Annotated in this window: 22 protein-coding genes; 3 read left to right on the forward strand and 19 right to left on the reverse strand. The window is 38.3% G+C overall.

Features of this window, described 5'->3' with window-relative positions; all coding sequences use genetic code 11:
* Window positions 1-143: 143 nt before the first annotated feature.
* Entirely contained in the window at window positions 144-1,118 is a 975-nt protein-coding gene (locus tag MUN88_RS19215) for a YutH/CotS family kinase-like spore coat protein (RefSeq protein ID WP_244718242.1), read from the reverse strand.
* 80 nt (window positions 1,119-1,198) lie between these two features.
* On the opposite strand from MUN88_RS19215, the gene MUN88_RS19220 reads away from it, so the two are divergent.
* The gene (locus MUN88_RS19220) at window positions 1,199-1,705 is read left to right on the forward strand and encodes a phosphatidylglycerophosphatase A family protein (protein ID WP_244718244.1); all 507 of its coding nucleotides are present in this window, start codon (window positions 1,199-1,201) and stop codon (window positions 1,703-1,705) included.
* 38 nt (window positions 1,706-1,743) lie between these two features.
* Here the strand turns inward: MUN88_RS19220 and MUN88_RS19225 are convergent, their stop codons facing one another.
* From MUN88_RS19225 to MUN88_RS19265, 9 genes are all read right to left on the reverse strand, one after another.
* Window positions 1,744-2,148: a YbaN family protein gene (locus MUN88_RS19225; protein ID WP_244718246.1), complete on the reverse strand. Its 405-nt coding sequence runs from the start codon at window positions 2,146-2,148 to the stop codon at window positions 1,744-1,746.
* Between the two features lie 5 nt (window positions 2,149-2,153).
* Window positions 2,154-2,744, reverse strand: a complete 591-nt coding sequence (locus tag MUN88_RS19230; RefSeq protein WP_244718248.1) for a molybdenum cofactor guanylyltransferase — start codon at window positions 2,742-2,744, stop codon at window positions 2,154-2,156.
* Window positions 2,745-2,749: 5 nt separating this feature from the next.
* Complete coding sequence (gene mobB, locus MUN88_RS19235; RefSeq protein ID WP_244718250.1) at window positions 2,750-3,223, reverse strand: molybdopterin-guanine dinucleotide biosynthesis protein B; 474 nt, start codon at window positions 3,221-3,223, stop codon at window positions 2,750-2,752.
* A gap of 1 nt (window position 3,224) precedes the next feature.
* The gene (gene moaD / locus MUN88_RS19240) at window positions 3,225-3,458 is read right to left on the reverse strand and encodes a molybdopterin converting factor subunit 1 (protein WP_244718252.1); all 234 of its coding nucleotides are present in this window, start codon (window positions 3,456-3,458) and stop codon (window positions 3,225-3,227) included.
* On the reverse strand, window positions 3,451-3,930 hold the full coding sequence (locus MUN88_RS19245) for a molybdenum cofactor biosynthesis protein MoaE (RefSeq protein WP_244718255.1): 480 nt from the start codon (window positions 3,928-3,930) through the stop codon (window positions 3,451-3,453). The genes moaD and MUN88_RS19245 overlap by 8 nt, the downstream gene beginning before the upstream one ends.
* A 2-nt stretch (window positions 3,931-3,932) precedes the next feature.
* Window positions 3,933-5,174, reverse strand: a complete 1,242-nt coding sequence (locus tag MUN88_RS19250; RefSeq protein WP_244718257.1) for a molybdopterin molybdotransferase MoeA — start codon at window positions 5,172-5,174, stop codon at window positions 3,933-3,935.
* A gap of 12 nt (window positions 5,175-5,186) precedes the next feature.
* Entirely contained in the window at window positions 5,187-6,200 is a 1,014-nt protein-coding gene (locus MUN88_RS19255; protein WP_244718260.1) for a ThiF family adenylyltransferase, read from the reverse strand.
* Between the two features lie 17 nt (window positions 6,201-6,217).
* A complete protein-coding gene (gene moaA / locus MUN88_RS19260; protein WP_244718263.1) occupies window positions 6,218-7,234 on the reverse strand; it encodes a GTP 3',8-cyclase MoaA in 1,017 nt (338 codons plus the stop codon).
* A gap of 105 nt (window positions 7,235-7,339) precedes the next feature.
* A complete protein-coding gene (locus MUN88_RS19265) occupies window positions 7,340-7,780 on the reverse strand; it encodes a DUF86 domain-containing protein (protein WP_244718265.1) in 441 nt (146 codons plus the stop codon).
* Window positions 7,781-7,911: 131 nt separating this feature from the next.
* On the opposite strand from MUN88_RS19265, the gene MUN88_RS19270 reads away from it, so the two are divergent.
* Window positions 7,912-8,193 (forward strand): SAV0927 family protein, encoded by a 282-nt coding sequence (locus MUN88_RS19270; protein WP_244718268.1) that lies wholly within the window; start codon window positions 7,912-7,914, stop codon window positions 8,191-8,193.
* Between the two features lie 14 nt (window positions 8,194-8,207).
* On the opposite strand, the gene MUN88_RS19275 is transcribed toward MUN88_RS19270, so the two are convergent.
* Window positions 8,208-8,483 (reverse strand): YutD family protein, encoded by a 276-nt coding sequence (locus tag MUN88_RS19275; protein WP_244718271.1) that lies wholly within the window; start codon window positions 8,481-8,483, stop codon window positions 8,208-8,210.
* Between the two features lie 120 nt (window positions 8,484-8,603).
* On the opposite strand from MUN88_RS19275, the gene MUN88_RS19280 reads away from it, so the two are divergent.
* On the forward strand, window positions 8,604-9,554 hold the full coding sequence (locus tag MUN88_RS19280; RefSeq protein WP_440136861.1) for a M23 family metallopeptidase: 951 nt from the start codon (window positions 8,604-8,606) through the stop codon (window positions 9,552-9,554).
* 33 nt (window positions 9,555-9,587) lie between these two features.
* On the opposite strand, the gene MUN88_RS19285 is transcribed toward MUN88_RS19280, so the two are convergent.
* From MUN88_RS19285 to sufB, 8 genes are all read right to left on the reverse strand, one after another.
* Window positions 9,588-9,689 carry a MetS family NSS transporter small subunit gene (locus MUN88_RS19285; protein WP_244718277.1) on the reverse strand — a complete coding sequence of 34 codons (102 nt, stop codon included), beginning with the start codon at window positions 9,687-9,689 and terminating at the stop codon, window positions 9,588-9,590.
* Window positions 9,690-9,716: 27 nt separating this feature from the next.
* Complete coding sequence (locus MUN88_RS19290; protein ID WP_244718279.1) at window positions 9,717-11,198, reverse strand: sodium-dependent transporter; 1,482 nt, start codon at window positions 11,196-11,198, stop codon at window positions 9,717-9,719.
* A gap of 123 nt (window positions 11,199-11,321) precedes the next feature.
* Entirely contained in the window at window positions 11,322-12,116 is a 795-nt protein-coding gene (yunB, locus tag MUN88_RS19295; RefSeq protein ID WP_244718282.1) for a sporulation protein YunB, read from the reverse strand.
* Between the two features lie 716 nt (window positions 12,117-12,832).
* Window positions 12,833-13,924: an HD-GYP domain-containing protein gene (locus tag MUN88_RS19300; protein WP_244718286.1), complete on the reverse strand. Its 1,092-nt coding sequence runs from the start codon at window positions 13,922-13,924 to the stop codon at window positions 12,833-12,835.
* A 109-nt stretch (window positions 13,925-14,033) separates the two neighbouring features.
* Window positions 14,034-14,336 carry a YunC family protein gene (locus tag MUN88_RS19305; RefSeq protein ID WP_244718289.1) on the reverse strand — a complete coding sequence of 101 codons (303 nt, stop codon included), beginning with the start codon at window positions 14,334-14,336 and terminating at the stop codon, window positions 14,034-14,036.
* A gap of 59 nt (window positions 14,337-14,395) precedes the next feature.
* Window positions 14,396-15,787, reverse strand: coding sequence for a bifunctional metallophosphatase/5'-nucleotidase (locus MUN88_RS19310; protein ID WP_244718293.1), 1,392 nt, complete (start codon window positions 15,785-15,787; stop codon window positions 14,396-14,398).
* Between the two features lie 14 nt (window positions 15,788-15,801).
* Window positions 15,802-16,635, reverse strand: a complete 834-nt coding sequence (locus tag MUN88_RS19315; RefSeq protein WP_244718296.1) for a sulfite exporter TauE/SafE family protein — start codon at window positions 16,633-16,635, stop codon at window positions 15,802-15,804.
* Between the two features lie 1,213 nt (window positions 16,636-17,848).
* Window positions 17,849-19,246, reverse strand: a complete 1,398-nt coding sequence (sufB, locus tag MUN88_RS19320; RefSeq protein ID WP_244718299.1) for a Fe-S cluster assembly protein SufB — start codon at window positions 19,244-19,246, stop codon at window positions 17,849-17,851.
* Window positions 19,247-19,256 lie beyond the last annotated feature (10 nt).

Below are 19,256 nucleotides of genomic sequence, written 5' to 3' on the forward strand. Positions count from 1 at the left end.
CTCCCTTTGTTCACTTTACGAATACAATTGTTTATATATAGTGGACATTATACAACTGTCTCACTATATTATCAAGACACAATTGCCTAAAAAACAAAAAAAAAAGCATCCCATCTATCAAAAATGGAAATGCATCGCCTTTCCTAATATACATTTTGTAACCAATCTAATTGTATACTATTTATTTCTCTTTGATCAATGCCTAATTGTGAAAAAAATGTCCGTAAATTCTCTTCATAGTGCGTTTGGTTATCAATCACTTGTTCCATATCCGGGTATTCCGAAGAAAATGACCGGATCTGATCCATGAAATCAAGAAGGTGCACTGGAAATAATAAACGGGCATATAATAATTTCCAACCAAATACCGACAGTTGCTGATTAGTCAGGTATTCTCTTAAAAAATCCCTGCACTGTGGAGAAGCAAGGCCTTCTTCCGTCAGCATATAGCCTCGTAGTTTTTCTGCTAGATCTCTGACCGGGTGATCATATACGAAATGATCACACCAAATAAATGATGAATCCATCTGATTATCGTATCTGCCGAACGTAATAGCGGGTTGATCACTTTCATTAAATTGTGTTTCTTGTTCTACTACGTGCAAGTATTGAATCGCATTTTCTGCGATCCCCATCATATAAGGAAATATGTTAACAAATTCTCTTAAAAATGCATTAGCAGGACGTTGCTGATACAATTGTTGAAAGAGTGCTTCGTACTGATCAATTTTGGTCGTCCATAAATCCTTCCATTTTCCATAGCTGTTCATCGAAGACGGCTGATAAGGATAAGTAAATCCGGACTGGTGAAACATTGCTAATCTGCTAGCCTCGTCTCGCTTATCCTTGTGATTGATTGCATAGCTTAACAAGTATTTCTTTTTGCCTATCGTTGTTAAAAACTGATTATGAACATTTGGCATAGGACAAGAAACATTGTTCCAGCCTTGTTGGTGGAAATGGGTCGCTATCGTATATAATTCTAATGCATTTCGCTCGCTCATATCTGTAGGAATGACAAAATAATAATAGGATTGATCAGCAAATGTAACATACGGCTGATCTGCTATTTGTTTAGTTGGCACCTGAATTGGGTAATGTAAGAATATGGGATGCATGAATTTTCCCCCTATATAGATTATATATTAGAATATATGTCATAAGGAAAAATAAAATGATGAATACAGGAAGTGATGAAATGAAAAAAAACTTAACTGAATTAGAACAAAAAGCACGCCAATGGTTGAAGGATCGCGGTGTACAGCTGGAGGATATAGCTGATCTAGTTTATTTTCTGCAAAATGACTACCAAGACGGATTAACCTTGGAATTATGTTATGAAAATGTGGATAGCGTTATCGGAAAACGTGAAGTGCAAAATGCTATCATTACAGGGATTCAATTAGATATGCTAGCCGAACAAAATAAGTTAGAATCTCCATTGCAAGAGATTCTTGAAACAGATGAAAGTCTTTATGGCATTGATGAAGTCATAGCGTTATCGATAGTTAATGTTTACGGTTCAATTGGTTTCACCAACTATGGCTACATCGATAAAATGAAGCCAGGTATTTTAGAGAAATTAAATGATAAATCAAATGGCTGTCATACCTTTTTAGATGATATCGTCGGTGCAATAGCAGCAGCCGCTTCTTCCAGACTTGCACACCGTGCCGTTAATGACGAAACCATTGATGATGAATAAAATACGTTAAAAATTAGTAAAATGCCAAAAACCGCCCCTCATTCTGTAAATGAAGGGGCGGTTTTTGGCTGCTTTTCTTTTAACAATGGAGAAGTAAAAATAAATATACTAACAAACACAGCAATAGCTAATACAAAGAGTTTCACGAACAATAAAGGAATGATCATTAAGGTAAACAGTACACTCGTCCAAACAATGACCACAGCGAAGCCTTTAATACGCAGTGGAACACCTTTGCCATTTTGATAATCCTGCAAATAGTGTCCAAAATATTTATTCGTCACCAGCCACTTATGTAAGGCAGGTGATGATTTACCAAAACAAAAACCAGCAAGAATTATTAATGGCGTTGTTGGCAAAATAGGTACAATGATGCCGATCAAACCTGTTGTTAAACTTAAAGTACCAGCAATTATCCAAAGAAACCGTATAACTCTTTCCATTCCCTTCACCCCTCTTTGTTCGTAATATAACGATAAAAGTCATCTGCAGAATTAATATTTACAAAACAAGAAGATTCTTTATCTCCGAAAGACACATATTTTACCTTTAGTCTTGTAAGCAACTGATGCATAGAACGCTTATTGTCTGCTAACTGCTTTTGAATCACTGCTAGTACATTTATATTGTAAATACCCACTAACGGCTGAACACGGCCATCAATACAGGGAATGATCGCGTCATAAGTGGGGTCCATCTGTTCAATTAAAACGTGAAGGATCGTTTTTTTCATGAAAGGTGTATCAACTGGAACAACGAGATACCACTGTGCATCCGTGACAACCATAGCTGAATAGATGCCGGCAAGCGGCCCTTCTCCTCTACATCGATCGTCATCGGTCAAAACAGATACACGTTGATCTGCTATCACATTCGTTTGATCAAGTCGACAAACAAGAGAGACCTGTTCAACTAATGGAGTCAGGAGATCGATGGCATGCTGATAAAATGGCTTGCTTTGATAAATCGCAAAAGCCTTGTCTCCATTGAACCTGGAAGAGCTCCCCCCTGCCAACACTATACCATGAAACCGGTGCATCCTTCTCACCTTCCACTCTCAATATGCCACTCAAACAATTTCAAGTTGGTTTCCACCATTTTCATCGCTTCCTCTATCTGTCCACGACTAACCAGCTGCACATTTTCTAGCTGATGCATAACGTCCTCCCGGTCATCTCTTATCAGCACTATTTTCGGCAATGGCCATTGTTTGAAGCCTTCTACAAACACATAATCTGTACCTAGTAATTGATATAGGTTTAACAACTTGTCTAATGGCAGTTTGTCCTTCTCTGCTGTCATCAACAATTGATTCTCGCCAATGACAGTAGTAATCGAAGCACCTGCTCGATAATGCTTATAGCTATCTTTCTTTGTCAGTATATCCGGATCTCCACCATGACCATGATGCTTTATCGTAGCCGTTTGCAATCCTTTAGCGGTTAACGTTTTAATCCATTGATTAATGAAAGTGGTTTTTCCACTATTTTTATAGCCGACTATTTGGATGACATACATCTTAGCCACCACTAACTGGAGGGATAATCGCTACTGTATCACCGTTTCTCACCATGTCTTGCTCTAATGCATATGCTTCATTTATTGCAATCATCGATTCCGAAAGTTGGCTAAGTTTAAATTGTGATTGAAGCATATTTTTCAATTCAGCTACGGTGCCTTCCTGAAAATCGATTTCGATCACATCTGTTTTGGCTTCTTCCTGTAACTGAGCAAATAGCAATACTTTAATCATCCTGATCCCCTCCATTTATCTCTGGCTTACCTGTAGGGTATGGTACATTCTCTAATTGATCGCCAATCCATGCCGCTCCATCTTCCCATTGCTCTTTTTTCCATATCGGCACTATTTGTTTAATTCGTTCTATCGCATATTCATTGGCCTGATATGCCGGTTTTCGATGTGGAGAAGAGACAGCAATTACAACAGCAATATCAGAAATATTTAGTGAACCAATACGATGCGTTATAGCGACGTGTGTACCTGACCATTTTTCGCCAATTTCTTGTCCAACTTGCTCAAGCATTTTCTCTGCCATCGGTTTGTAAGCTTGATATTCCAAATAAATGGTACGTTTATCGCCCGTCAATTCTCTTACCGTTCCAATAAAGGTCGTAATCGCTCCTGCATTGCGATCCTCAACTTTTTGAATAATAGCATTTATATCAATGGGATTTTTGACAATTTCAAAATGTTTGCTTGGCATTCTCATTCTCCTAACCGATGAATCAACACGCGATCACCTTTATTAAATCCTGCTGTACCACCCGGTAATTCTATCAGACAATTCGCATTTGCCAACGAATGGACCATATTGGATTTATCTTTACCTGCAAGTTGAACAAAGACGGTTTGATCTTGAAAGTAATAGTACCCTCTCATGAAACGTGAGAATGGATTTGCTTTTGGTATATCCACATCAAGCACCGCTTCCACTGCAGGTAAACCAATTTGACGTTTACCTAAGAAGTGATCAATCAGTGGTCTCGTAAATAGTTCAAATCCGACATAACAAGCAGAAGGATTTCCTGATAATCCAAACAAAATATTATTTGCGGTAGTCGTTACAGTTGTCACACTTCCTGGTCGCATTGCCACTTTGTTAAACAAAACGTCTGCTTCTAAAGCCTGATAAATTTCTGGTAATAGATCAAAATCACCGACAGACACACCACCTGTTGTAATTAAAAAATCAACCTCTTCTAACACTGCAGAAATTTTTTCAATACTGGACGCAAGATCATCAGCTAATTGCCCATAATACCTAGGAATGGCTCCTGCCCGCTCTAATTGTGCCGAGATCATATATGCATTACTGTTACGAATCCTGCCTGGCTCTAGTGGCTCAGATACTTCTAATAGTTCACTGCCAGTAGCAATGACACCGATCACTGGTTTTTTTGCAACAGGTACAGAAGCATAGCCGAACGTAGCTAGTAAAGCGATCACTCCTGGGTTTATTTCTGTACCCTTTTTGATGATCACTTCGCCTTTTTGAACGTCTTCCCCTTTAAAGGAAATATTTTGCTGTTGTGCACTTGGTTTCATAATATTAACGTATGTTCTGCCTTCTATTTCTTCAGCCGCAGTATCTTCCAGCATAACAACTGCATCGGCTCCTTTGGGAATGGCTGCACCTGTCATTATTCGGACGGCCTGATGATCTGTCAGTGGTTCAGAATGGACGCTGCCGGCCCCGATATGACCCACGACCTCCAGTTTTTTGGGCTGCTCTGCGCTCGCTCCTGTTGTATCATCTGACCGCAATGCATAGCCATCATACGGTGATCGATCAAATGGTGGGACGTGGTGATCTGCCGTAATATCCATAGCTAGTATACGAGTTGCTGCTTCTGTTACCGGGACCCACTCTGTCTGCCCCGTCTGATAACAGGCTTGTACTTTTGCTATGGCTTCTTTTACCGGAATCGGATTTCGCTCGTTTAACATAATGACATACTCCTAACCAACAATCTGATAATATAATTTTTTGGCTTCTTCAATTGATTTAGTACCGTGGATAAAGGTACGTCCATCCTTAAAGAAAATAATGCGTTTATCATGGATATCTACCGACAATAAAAAGGCATTCTCACGCACATTATGATAACTGGATAGTTTTTGTTGCAAATGAGAGAAACTAAATTTTTTTCCGCGAATTTGAACGGTATCCCGGCCACATAAAATTTCTGTTTTTGTTCGATTCTGATAAGAAAGACTCGGATAGTCAGGAGTGGCACCACAACTTGCACATTGAGGCTGTTTTGCCCTGCTGACATCAATGGTTTGATAATGGTGATGCCACAGATCGAAAATAATTAATTTACTACTTACTTCTTCGTCAGCCCCAATTAATAGTTTCATAGCTTCTGTCGTTTGGTGCGCAACCACCATTTGTACTGCAGGACTGATAATACCAACTGCGTCACATGTCGCACCGAACATCGGCGTAACCTTTAACAAACAGTCCAAGCAAGGTGTCTTTTCAGGAATAATCGTAAATGTCATACCAGAACTGCCTACACATGCACCAAAAATCCATACTTTTTTATTTTTTTGACAAAGATCATTCAAGATAAATCTGATATCAAAATTATCCGTAGCATCAATCACCAGATCTGCCTGTTGTACATAGCTTTCAAGATTCTCTGCAGTTGCGTCCATCACAACTGGCTCTATTTCAACACAGCTGTTGATTTTTGTTAAATGATCACTTGCCGCTGCCGCTTTCGGGAGCTGATCGCGCGCATCTTCTTCGGTAAACAAATGCTGCCTTTGTAAATTGCTCCATTCGACATAATCACGATCGATGATGGTCAGCTTTCCTACTCCGGCTCGAGCAAGGATTTCCGCTACAGATGATCCCAATGCACCACATCCGACAATCAAGACGCGCTTGGCCAATAATTTTCGTTGACCCTCTTCACCAATTCCTTTGAAAAGCATTTGGCGATCATATCTATCTAGTTCTGGCATAGGACTAACTCCCTTTCTTATCCACCGATATACGACATTTCAATTTTCTTACGATTGCGTGCTGTTTCTTCGGTCCGTTCGTCGGAATAACGATCCTCCCGGTATTTCCAGCGGGACACAATCGTTTCTTCCATTTGCTCATCACTTATACCGCTCCGCAAAAGATCTTTTAAATTAAATCCTTCCCCGGCAAATAAACAAGTATAGAAGTTACCGTCTGCTGCAATTCTTGCCCGTGTGCAGGAGGAACAAAAAGATTCGGAAACAGATGTGATAAACCCTACTTCTGTGTTAGTCCCTTGATAACGATACCTTTTGGCTACTTCACCAAAATAGGATGGGTCAACCGGCTCTAGTGAATAATGTTCGCTAAGCATGTCGAAGATTTCTTTCTTAGTAAGCACATGTTTAAAATCCCAACCGTTTGTTTGACCTACATCCATAAATTCGATATACCGTAACGTAATACTCAAATCTTTAAAAAAAGCGGCCATTGGGACAACCTGGTGATCATTCATCCCTTTTTTTACGACCATGTTGACTTTCACTTCTAATCCGGCTTTTTTTGCTTTGATAATACTATTAATAACTGGCTGCGTCCGGTAATTACTATCATTAATCTGCATGAACGTTTCATCTTCAATCGCGTCAAGACTGACATTAACCCGTTTTAATCCTGCTGCTTTTAAATCATCGGACATTTTGCCAAGCAGTACGGCATTTGTCGTTAAACCAATGTCCTGGAGACCCTCTAATGCTGCTAATCGTTCAATTAACGACACTATGCCCTTTCGTAATAATGGTTCTCCACCTGTTAGTCGAATTTTTCGAACACCTAATTTTAGAAATATCTTTGCTAAACGCTCAATTTCCTCAAAGCTTAACAAATGCTCTTTCGGAAGAAATACAAAGTCCTTTCCAAATATTTCACGGGGCATACAATAGCGACAGCGAAAATTGCAGCGATCTGTCACTGAAATTCGCAAGTCCTGCAGGGCTCGGCCAAATTTATCCGTTATGACTGACTGTTGCATACAGAATCGCTCCATTCCTATTTTTGTTCTGCTTGACCATTTGTGATATACATCACAATTCATATTAAGTGTAAGCATTCTTATATGAAGAATGCTTACATTCTTTTAATTAATATTGGTAAACGTATTAGCAATTCCCATTTCACTAGCCAAGTAGCTCCGAATATGCGTGGTAAATTGCAATAACACCGGCAAATTCTCAGCTAACAATGTTTGCAGTTCCTGATGGTCCATTTTTTTATAATCCTGCACTAATTTCTTGCGAATGCTTACTATATCTTCATACACCTTAATATCTTCTTCCGGCAATACGTTCTCATCAGCTAAGATGTGGACAATATCAAGGTAACTGCCTGGATCTCTCATGATAAAACCATCGATCATCATATTACCTGTATCAATAATGGCTTCGATTAATACATGTGTGATCCGTTCCAATGCAAGATACTCCAATGAGGTTGCAAAGTGCTGTTCTTTCACTATCTTTAACGTTTCATCAAAAAAATCCAATGTTTCATTCATTTGTCTCATATCAACAAAATACATGATGACTCCCCCTCGTTGACAACTTATTAACATGATACCACATATAATCAGTTGACGTTAAGGATATCTTATGTTTAAGGGTAGTCTAATCATCAAACGGTTGAAAATCAGGGAAAAGGAGTGACTATTTTTTGCAAAACGATCGACTTACATTTATAAAAAACGAACAAGAAAACAGTAATATACGATTAGTAAGCTTTAAAGGTGGCCTAGACCGCTTTGACCTTGCGATTATTTCTTCAGATTGCTTGGGTGATGAGTTTATCATTGTGGATCTGAATACCAATAAGTATTCCAAGTTAAATGCATCGATGCTTGACAGTACTGAATTTGTCGAACATGCTTTTCAGTACAGTCAACTGGAAGCGGACGATTTTCGTGCCTATTTAAAGCCAATATTACAGGAAAACTAACACAGAGGTCCATGTTAGTTTTCCATTTGCTTCACGATAAAGAAACGGCAGCCAAAATTACAGTATTCATATAAATAATCTTCACATGTGCTGATTTTCGTATCAAATGTTGCCTTCGGATTTTGATCATCATAAAAACCTTTTAGGCGTAACTGCTCATAACCCCAGTCTCCAACGATAAAATCGTATTTACTTAAAATATCGGTGTATCTGTCCTTAAAAGCTTTTTCTTCAAAGCCATTTCGATAGTCTTTAATAATTTGATAACGTTGACCTTGTACCTCAACCAATCTATTTCACACCTTTTCTTTTCTCAAGATAGTCAAATTAACAAATGTTGCTAGCATGAAATCAATATTTATAACCAAACTAACGATATGATTGCAATAGCAGAAGGAGGTTATTTATTGATTCAGCGCTATACAGTTTGTATATTCCTTAGTTTTTTTCTTCTCTCTACTATAGCACATGCAGAAGAAAATGTGGATATCGAACAACAAAAAATCACATTATATAAGCAAATCGAAGCAATCACACTTATACCTTGGCACTATTTAGCAGCCTTGAACCGATATGAAGCAAATATTGCGGAAGATCCGGCAGAAGACGCGCTAATCCATATTAATATCCCGAAAGAAAAATGGTATGGCGCAGCACCTGTGGATGAACCAATCGACGAAGAAACCATTTTATTGTTCGGCGGAATTGGGAAAGATGGAGACGGAGATGGAATTGCAGATCGAAATAACCAGTATGACATACTATATACCATCGCCAATTACTTACAACAATACGGGAGCACTCCTCAGGATATACGCACGGGACTTTGGAATTATTATAAACGAGAACTCACTGTTTTATCTATCATGAACTATGCCCGTTTGTTTGATACGTATCAGAAGATTGACCTTGACGAAACGGCCTTTCCTATACCTAAAGGCTATAATTACAGTTACCGAAATACTTGGGGAGATGCTCGTGGATTTGGTGGTCGTCGTATTCATGAAGGGACCGATATATTTGCCAATTATGGAACACCTGTAAGAGCAACTACCTATGGTATCATTGAACTTAAAGGCTGGAATAAATATGGCGGATGGCGCATTGGTATTCGAGATATCTACAATCGTTATCATTATTATGCGCATTTGAATGGGTTCGCAGACGGTTTAGAGATCGGTGACATTGTCGAAGCCGGACAAACAATCGGCTCCGTTGGGGCATCAGGTTATGGACCTCCAGGTACTTCTGGCAAGTTTCCGCCACATTTGCATTATGGATTATATAAGGACAACGGCAAGACAGAATGGTCATTTGATCCTTTTCCCAATTTAAAAAGGTGGGAAAGAAAAAACCCGTAAAGAGCATAATAACCTCTTTACGGGTTTTTTGCATTAATTATTAGAAGCATTTTTGGCGTTTAATATACTTACAATTAAACCACCCCAAATAATAACGCCACCGATAATCGCCATTACAATCGCACTTGCTGTCATGAAGTAAACCTCCTTTGATCCTTTGTTTTATGCTTCATGATCTTTCTCAGGCCATTTTTTAATCGTCAGTAATGCACCAAAGAGCATGGCACCGATCGCCACGATCCAGCCATACTTGAATAAGAAATCAATCGGATAGCCTTCATATGCATCTGATAGTTCATTTTTCAAATTCAGCAGCATCATACAGCCTAAAATTACTGGTGTTATAATACTTAAACAAAATCTCCACCATACACCTAGCTTAATATCAGATACAGAATCCGCATGAATTTGTAAATTCTTTAACTCACGGGCAAACCATGCAATGGCTACAACTTCAAATAAACCAGCTAAAGCGACGCCATAATTATTAATAAAGTGATCGACCGTATCTAACAAGTTTAATCCGCCTTGGTTGGCATAGAATAACGATACAACAAACGCAAGACCTCCACCTATCAGAACCGCAGTTCCACGGGAAATAGAGAATTTCTCTTGAATACCTGCAATATACGTTTCGGAAATTGAAATCATGGAAGATAGCCCTGCTAAGAATAATGAGGCAAAAAACAAGAGTCCGAAGAAAGTAGACCCTGGCATTTGACTGATAATCTCAGGAAATACCATAAATGCTAGTCCAACTCCACCTTGCACGACTTCTGAAACACTAACACCAGACTGTTGTGCCATAAAACCTAATGCCGCAAAGACTCCAATACCGGCTAATAACTCAAAAGAAGAATTGGCAAAACCAGTAATAAACGCATTATTAGTAATATCTGATTTTCTTGGTAAGTAAGATGAATAAGTTATCATAATGGCAAATGCAATCGACAAACTGAAAAAGATTTGACCATATGCTGCCACCCAGACCGAACCGTCCAAAATTCTGCTCCAATCCGGTTCAAAGAAGGCATTTAAACCTTCGACAGCTCCAGGTAATGTAACGGCACGTATAACAATAATAAAGAAAACAATAAATAATGTCGGAATAAAAATTCTATTTGCAAATTCAATCCCTTTCTTAACTCCTCGTCCTAAGAAAAAGAATACGAGTATCCAAACAAGAATTAATGGCAATAATACAGAAGGAACAAAAGATCCAAATGTTCCTGCATCCGCCAGATTTAAATAGTCACCAACGAAGAATCCGGTCGGATCGTTGCCCCATTTTGTCCCAAATGAGAAATAAGCGTACATTAAGGACCAGGCAATAATAATTGGGTAGTAAGTAGAAATAACGAAAGAAATGAATACTTGCCACCATCCGATCCATTCCATTCCTTTACTTATTTTTGCAAAACTGCGTGGTGAAGAACTACGAAACTTATGACCTATTGTGTATTCCATAATCAGCAACGGAATACCTGCTGTTAATAAGGCAAATAAATACGGTACAAAGAACGCACCCCCGCCATTTTCAAATGCTGTTGCCGGGAATCGCCAAATGTTTCCCAACCCTACAGCAGATCCAATTGCTGCAAGAAGGAAACCTATGCGTGTTCCCCATTGTGATCGATTTTCCATCACATAAACCCCTTTCTTCTTTTGACAAATGATTATAATAATTCTGAAAATTATACATTGCTAATCTTTGAAATTATAACGAACTTTCGAATATTCTGTCAAAGGTAAAATAAGGTATTTATCCTACTCCATTAAATCAGGCTCAATCGGTACGGAAAGATTGGAAGAACCTTCGCCATCATGATAGTAATCTGGTACATCACCAGGATGGAAAACCTTTGAAACCGGTATATCTTGTTCAAGTTTTACAGGTTTAGAAGCAAATGGTATAACTACTCTCATTTCCACGTTAATGTGGACGTTTATATAAATCCACGCACCATTAATGCCTGTCTGCACAAGCTGGCTCGTTATTTCCGTTCCTACCGCTCCGATCACTTCCATATTCACCGGAATTTTCGGACCCAAATTAGCTAGGATTGGAATTCCTAACGCTTGACCAACCGGAACCTCCACTAACAAACCATTTTCTCTTATATCATCCAGCAGTTCTTGCTCTGAAGGATCTAGATCCTTTTCCAGCTCTATCGGGATCCCTGTTTCTGGTCTTTCGCCCTCCTCCAACAACTTCAGAAAATTTTCAACCCGATATTGAATGTTACGCTGTACCCGATTTTCGACAACTGCATTAAACGTATAGCTCTCCACATTCCCTTGTTCATTGACTTGCGTTTGAATTAATTCTTCTGCATTTAAATCTTCTGATATTTTCTTACTGACAGCAATCCCCATTGCTTGATTTGAAATAGACTTTACTCTATATTCTGCATAGTCAAGCAAAACTGGTTTAATACCGTCATTCACCACATATAGACTTGCAATCATCGCCAATATAAAAAAGAAAAAGGAGATAAACACGATTTGGCTTGGAGGTGTTGCTACTTTTCTTTTTTTAACCCATCTTTTCTTTGGCATCATAAAATCCCCCCAATACATTCATATGATTGGAGGGATTTATTTAGAGATAAATCTATAAATTTTTTATTTATGAGAAAGCATATAATCACTCTCATTAACGAGATCAACATTTTATAAATGTAAATTGGGTTCTTATAATACGGATTATGTAAACTAGCGTTGCATCCATTTTGAAATGTAGTTAGAGCTATAATGTCGCTCCGGCCAACCACTTCGCGTCCTGTGGGGCACGGCTTCAGCTAACTTTGGAAAGAAAATCTTTTTCTTTCCAAAGTGGATCTTCAGCTCGCGCTGATCCCACGGGAGTCTACGTGGTTGGCCTGCGCTAAGGTATGGATCTACAACAGAGTCATGAGAAAGCAGATTGATTGATACCCTCATTAATAGCTGCTTCATTCTCAAACACATTATGCATAGAACTGCTGCTTTTATCTGTTCCAATCGTTGTAGAACATCCCTTAAGCGTAGGAAATATGCGGAGACTCCCGTGGGATCAGTCGTGTCCGAAAATCCCGCAGGAAAGCGGGATTTGCTTTCTGAGGAAGTTGAGGCCGACCCACAGGACGCGGAGCATATTTCCGGAGCTTTGTTACGCATATATAACATTTCAAAATTACCAATTTGACATACTGCTACACTTTACATAATCCGTATTATAGGTAGCTGTATATATGGAAGTTTGTTAGGACCGGGCTAGGGTTTTAGCCCGGGTTTATTTAACTGGACTGCGTTTGTTTGTGTGAATGAATCATGACGTTCAGCACTTTGGCAAGATCCAGATCATAAGGAGTAACGTTGACACCATTCTCCTTCAAAATTCGCACAACTGGCCTTTCTAACAGATGATAATTTTGGTGGGCAACGACTCCTTCACGGCCATCACTCAATTGAACCGTCAACCCGTTTGGATAGAGTGCAATGGTTTTCTTGAATGTTTCGACTAACGATTTATCAAAAAGAGTACCAGCGCCACTATAAAGTATTTCCAGGCCTTCATGCGGCAACAGCGCTTCACGGTAAACCCTGTTACTTGTAACTGCATCAAATACATCTGCAACACCAATTATCCTGGCGTACGGATGAATCACGTCTTCTGTAATGCCGCGCGGATAACCGGATCCATCCAAACGTTCATGATGCTGAAATGCACAATGCGCAACAAGTAAAGGAATTCCGGGTGCCTTCCTCAACATCTCAAAGCCATAATCGGTATGGGATTGTACTATTTGAAACTCCGTATCAGACAGTTTACCCGGTTTATTTAATATTTCATCAGGCAGAATTATTTTTCCGATATCATGCAAGATTGCACCTAAACCAAGCTGTTCTAATTCTGATTTTTTCATATTTTTTTCTTGTGCGAGTGCCAGGGTATACAAACTTACATTAAATGAATGAGAAAAAACATAATTATCAATAATTAACAGGTCAGATAAATAATGAATCACGTCTTCATTTTTTCCCAGTTCCTCTGCAATTTCAGTTACAAGATGATTTAATTTATTTACTGTTTTATCTAATAAATAATTTTGATTGGAAATACCCTGAACTTCAACAGGTTTAAAGGTCTCTTTGATCTGCTGAATCGCTTCCATCCGTTGTTGGTCTGGAATTGGTGGATGGACAAAAATATCCTCCGTATCCTTATCACGTATAAAAACATAGGTTACACCTAAATTCTGCAGACGATGGACCATTGATTGGGTTAACCTTATTTCTTCTTGGACAAGTATCCTTCCACGTGCATCATAAATAGGCTTCGCTAATTCAAAACCAGGACGGATATTTTTTGTGGGAATTAATTTCATCGACATACACCTATTTTATCATTTTAGTAAAATTTTATCAGATTATGTCAGTTTAATCTAGTATTATTATCATAAAAATGCATATTTTTCACATTTTCCTTGACAATATTTACACAATTTTCAATAGTGCTTCTTCTATAGGCATACCTTCATACCAGCCGAATTGTTTAGAATGGTTTGTTACTTTATCTAAGGTTGCTTTTTTTAAATCCTCTATGGTCTTTACTCCCACTGCGCGTCCTGCAATAATAGGACGATCTGTCAGCCGGTCATTTAATAAGTCTACATCTAATGCACCACACATTACATAACCTTTTTCGTTCGTAATCACTAATAAATTGGTATATGGTAATCGAACCGTTACAGCAGTAAACGCATGACCTTTAATATCAATTGGCTTCATTTCCATCATAATAAAAACACCCCTCTCCATATAAAATATGAAGATAGAGTGTATGTGTGTACTATTCTCTATAATCTATTTTGCAAGGTTTCCTTTAATAAATCTCGAAGAAATTCTGGTAAGTAAAATTGTTTCGTCTTCGAGCGGGCTATTTCCGGAAACATCTTGCCAAAGGTAAACATATCAGCTGTAGCAAAGGTGTAGACTCGCTCATGTTCTAATTCCTTATTATTTAGTAATACTTTCTGAACATGCTCCACCCCCTCTTCATCTTGAGTCGTCTGAATCTCAGTACCACTAAAGACAAATGCACCGAGAATCTTACCTCTAAAACCAAATCCCATCAGCTCTAACTCCACTAATCGCTGGTTATATGCACCCCGAACTACTTCTAAAATTTCAATTCCTCTGAGTTGTACGGTACATGGATTGATCGGATGAGGACAGATTCGATGCACATCACCATATGTGATATATCCTGGCTCCATACTTTCCAGAAGAAGCCCGGCATTTAACATACTGATATCAGCCTTGGTCCACTTCTTTAATTCATCTGTTAAAAGTTGAATAATTGGTGTTCGTTTATACCAATCTACTTCTAACCGTTGATGCAGATAAGTGACCGGTTGATTTAACTGTTCTTCCGCCTGTTCACTTTTCTTTTCAAGCAATTGGATCGTGTCCTTGTCTTGCTTCATATGTTCTGTTTCAACTGCATATGCTTGCTTATCAACAATCTCAGCAGAAGTTCGATCCCAGCCAATATGAATTTCTCCTACATATTTACCATGCTTTCCCGCAGCTGTTAGAAGGGTTTGGTTTACAACCTCGCCATTTTTTAGCAGGTGATGTGTATGGCCCCCTATAATAATATCAATCTGGGGAAATTTCTCAGCAATCAATTGATCCTCTGAGTAGCCTAAATGTGATAAGAGGATCAAAATATCCGTATCTTCTTTCAACTTATTTATTTCACGTGACAAATAATCAAACGGACTTTCCACTTGCCAGCCTAACGGATTATAGAAAGGATTAAACGGTGCCGTTAAACCAAGGATTTTGACACGGGTATTTTCGTTTGTTGTGAAAGCTATACTATTTTTTAACCAGGTTGGTTGCTTTCCTTCGATAGACTGCAAATTAGCACAAGTAACTTGGAAATCTGCCTGGTCATACAAATGATACAGGTCATTATATTCGAGCGTGATGCCTTCATTATTTCCAAGCGTTGCAAAATCAAAGCCAGCCTCATTTAACAGTTCGACATTTGCCTTCCCTTTGTATGCTTCTGCAATGGGGTGAGATCGGTCGACATGATCTCCAATATCAATGAACCAGGATTCCTGATTGAGCCTTTGATGCTGGTGTTTTTTTTGTTTAAAATAATGAACGATCTGCGGCCATTGTTCAAAGTGACTATGTAAATCATTGCAATAATAGAAATAAATATGTTCCATCATGACGTGACCCTCCTCTAACTAAACAAACCTTGCCAAATTAAACGAATACCGATAATAAGTAAGATAATGCGCAGTAGGTATTCCACTGCTTTACTCGACATCTTTTGATTTAATTTCGCACCGAAAACCCCTCCTAGCCATGCGCCGGGAATGAAGGCCCAGACGTAGCTCCATTCAATATGTCCCAAGGCTATATGCGTTACAGAGCTGACCATACTTAAGGCCAATATCATAAACATCGAAGTTGCCGTGGCAATATGTGGTGGAAAATGAAAAAATAATATCATAGCAGGAACCATTAAAGATCCTCCTCCAATACCAAAGAAACCAGATAAAATTCCAACTAGAAAAGCAATCCCACAGGCAATCAACGGTGAAAAGGAATAACGATAGCTGCGAGAACCTAACCAGACTTCACGAATTATCTTGCTTGAATGGTGAACCTTTTCATTAGCAACAGGTGATGGGGCAGATTTCTTGAATAAAAAAATCAAGAATATCAATAACATAAATATCCCTAAATAGACGGAAAATAAATCTGTTTGCACAAATTGATTCAACCATGATCCAAGGATGCCGCCAGGGACACTGCCTACAATAAAATAGATTCCGCTTGTATAATCAATTCGGTTACTTTTTGCATAGGCGTATGTGGAAGACATTGCCGTAAAAATCATAACAATTAGTGATATTCCAACAATCGTACTTGCATCCGCCCATTGAAAAAGACCTGTCGTAGTATGGAGGATAAGTAAAACCGGTACTAATATTACGCCACCGCCTAATCCGACGATACTGCCAACCATAGCCGATAACAGTCCTATGACAAAACAAATAATGATAACCACTATTATCCCTACTATCTTATCGTAAGTTTTATGTTGAAGGTACTCACTCTATTATATAGGTTAAATATGTATTTATCCAATCAAGCAAATTTGAGTGATGAGAGTCAGATGTCGAAGACACCCTCCTTTTTAGCAAGTGAGAGAGAGTATTAAAAAATAAATGTTTCGAAAGTTGTAGAGTCTCACTGAAACGCAGGAATTATATTTCGATTTACTATTATATCAATTCAATTGCTTGAATTTTCTAAAACCCAAAACTAATTATCGCTCTATTCGTAAGTGATTAGAGATAAAGATTTATAATAGGAACAGGTAAATTAAAAAATGTCAAATATGAGGAGAGATTTTTATGGCTGAGTTTTTTTTCTGTTACTTATTGTTTTAATAACTGTTGTGATCATCGAAAAAAAGAAAAAAGAAGAAGAAATTGTAAAAGGAGCAGTTTTTCACGTTGCTCCCTTTATTATAGTATCAAATAACGTTTTACTTAGCTGAACAACTTACAAACGTGACAAAACCGGTACCATTACTTTAATACTTGCTGCATTTTTTACAGAACAAAATAGCTTGCAGGCAGGATCCCGTATTAAATCTCACTCGCACATTTGTGGATCGCCATACAAGCACCTTTCGTTTTAGGACTCCATTTCCTATCCACCATAAGCCCAGTATTAGATTGTTTGTTCAATGTTTTAATTAGTGCTGCTAAGGTTTCAATACTGACGAAAGAAAGCCAGTTTACAGTATAATACGAACCTACACATTACACATCGTCTTGAGCATGATTACATCTGCAGTCCGTCTTTATGACTGTAATTATATACTTTCTCGATTACTAAAAAAGCAGTTATCGATATGCCGGCACTGCCTTGAACTTCAACACACATCACCACTCAGAAGTATAATATTTAATATTATATATGTGCTTAGAATATGATGCTGAACAAAGAGTTTTCAATACTTACCAACACAATAACAAGCTTCTTGGATAAAGACCCAATGGTCTTCGCCAATGCTAAGCAACTTTTTTTAGCCAACAGAAAAGATGTTATCTTTCTTATGTCATTAATAAGACAGGATTAATGTATAGGAAACGTTAAACACATGCGGACACTTATAAAGAAAAAAGCACGAGGAGATAAGCTTTTTTAAACGAATAACGTTTCATATGCTTATACCTCGTGCTTAAAGCTTTATATAGCTAAAGATTGAATTAACCGATAGAACCTTCCATTTCGAACTTGATAAGGCGGTTCATTTCGACTGCGTATTCCATTGGAAGTTCTTTCGTAAATGGCTCGATGAAGCCCATTACGATCATTTCTGTTGCTTCTTCTTCTGAAATACCGCGACTCATTAAATAGAATAATTGTTCTTCTGATACTTTAGACACTTTTGCTTCGTGTTCTAACGAAATGTTTTCATTTAAGATTTCATTGTAAGGAATTGTATCAGAAGTTGATTTGTTATCCATAATCAACGTATCACACTCAATGTTGGAACGAGCATTATCTGCTTTACGACCAAAGTGTACCATACCAAGGTATGTTACTTTACCACCTTGCTTCGAAATCGATTTAGATACGATTGTTGAAGAAGTATTTGGTGCTAAGTGATGCATTTTCGCACCAGCGTGTTGGTGCTGCCCTTTACCTGCAAGCGCTATAGAAAGGGTATTACCACGTGCACCTTCACCTTTTAGAATGATCGCTGGGTATTTCATGGTAAGTTTAGAACCAATGTTACCATCAATCCATTCCATCGTTGCATTCGCGTCACATGTAGCACGCTTGGTAACTAGGTTATAAACGTTATTTGCCCAGTTTTGGATCGTTGTGTAACGGCAATATGCATCTTTTTTAACAAAGATTTCTACTACTGCACTATGCAAGGAGTTCGTTGTATACGTTGGTGCTGTACAACCTTCTACATAGTGTACAGATGCGCCCTCATCGACAATAATCAATGTACGTTCAAACTGTCCCATATTTTCAGAGTTAATACGGAAATACGCTTGTAAAGGTGTATCTGCTTTTACGCCTTTTGGAACATAAATAAATGATCCACCAGACCATACAGCCGAGTTTAACGCAGCAAATTTATTATCAGAAGCTGGAATTACTTTACCAAAGTACTCTTTAAATAAATCTTCATTTTCTTTTAATGCTGTATCAGTATCTTTAAATACAATACCCATTTTCTCCAGGTCTTCTTTTAAGTTGTGATACACAACTTCTGATTCATATTGTGCAGAAACCCCTGCAAGATATTTTTGTTCTGCTTCTGGAATCCCTAATTTATCAAATGTCTGTTTGATTTCATCAGGTACTTCATCCCAAGAACGCTCAGAACGCTCAGAAGGTTTTACGTAATACGTAATTTCATCAAAATCTAATTCAGATAGATCGCCGCCCCACTGTGGCATTGGTTTTTTGTAAAATTGCTCCAATGCTTTTAAGCGGTACTCTAACATCCATTCCGGTTCTTCTTTCATACGAGAAATTTCTTCTACAACTGCACGCGTAAGACCTTTTTCAGTACGAAAAATCGAAACGTCTCTGTCATGAAAGCCATATTTATATTCGCCTATTTCAGGTGCATTTTTAGCCATTTTATTACCT

The organism is Gracilibacillus caseinilyticus (assembly GCF_022919115.1).
In the GTDB taxonomy this organism is placed as follows: domain Bacteria; phylum Bacillota; class Bacilli; order Bacillales; family Amphibacillaceae; genus Gracilibacillus; species Gracilibacillus caseinilyticus.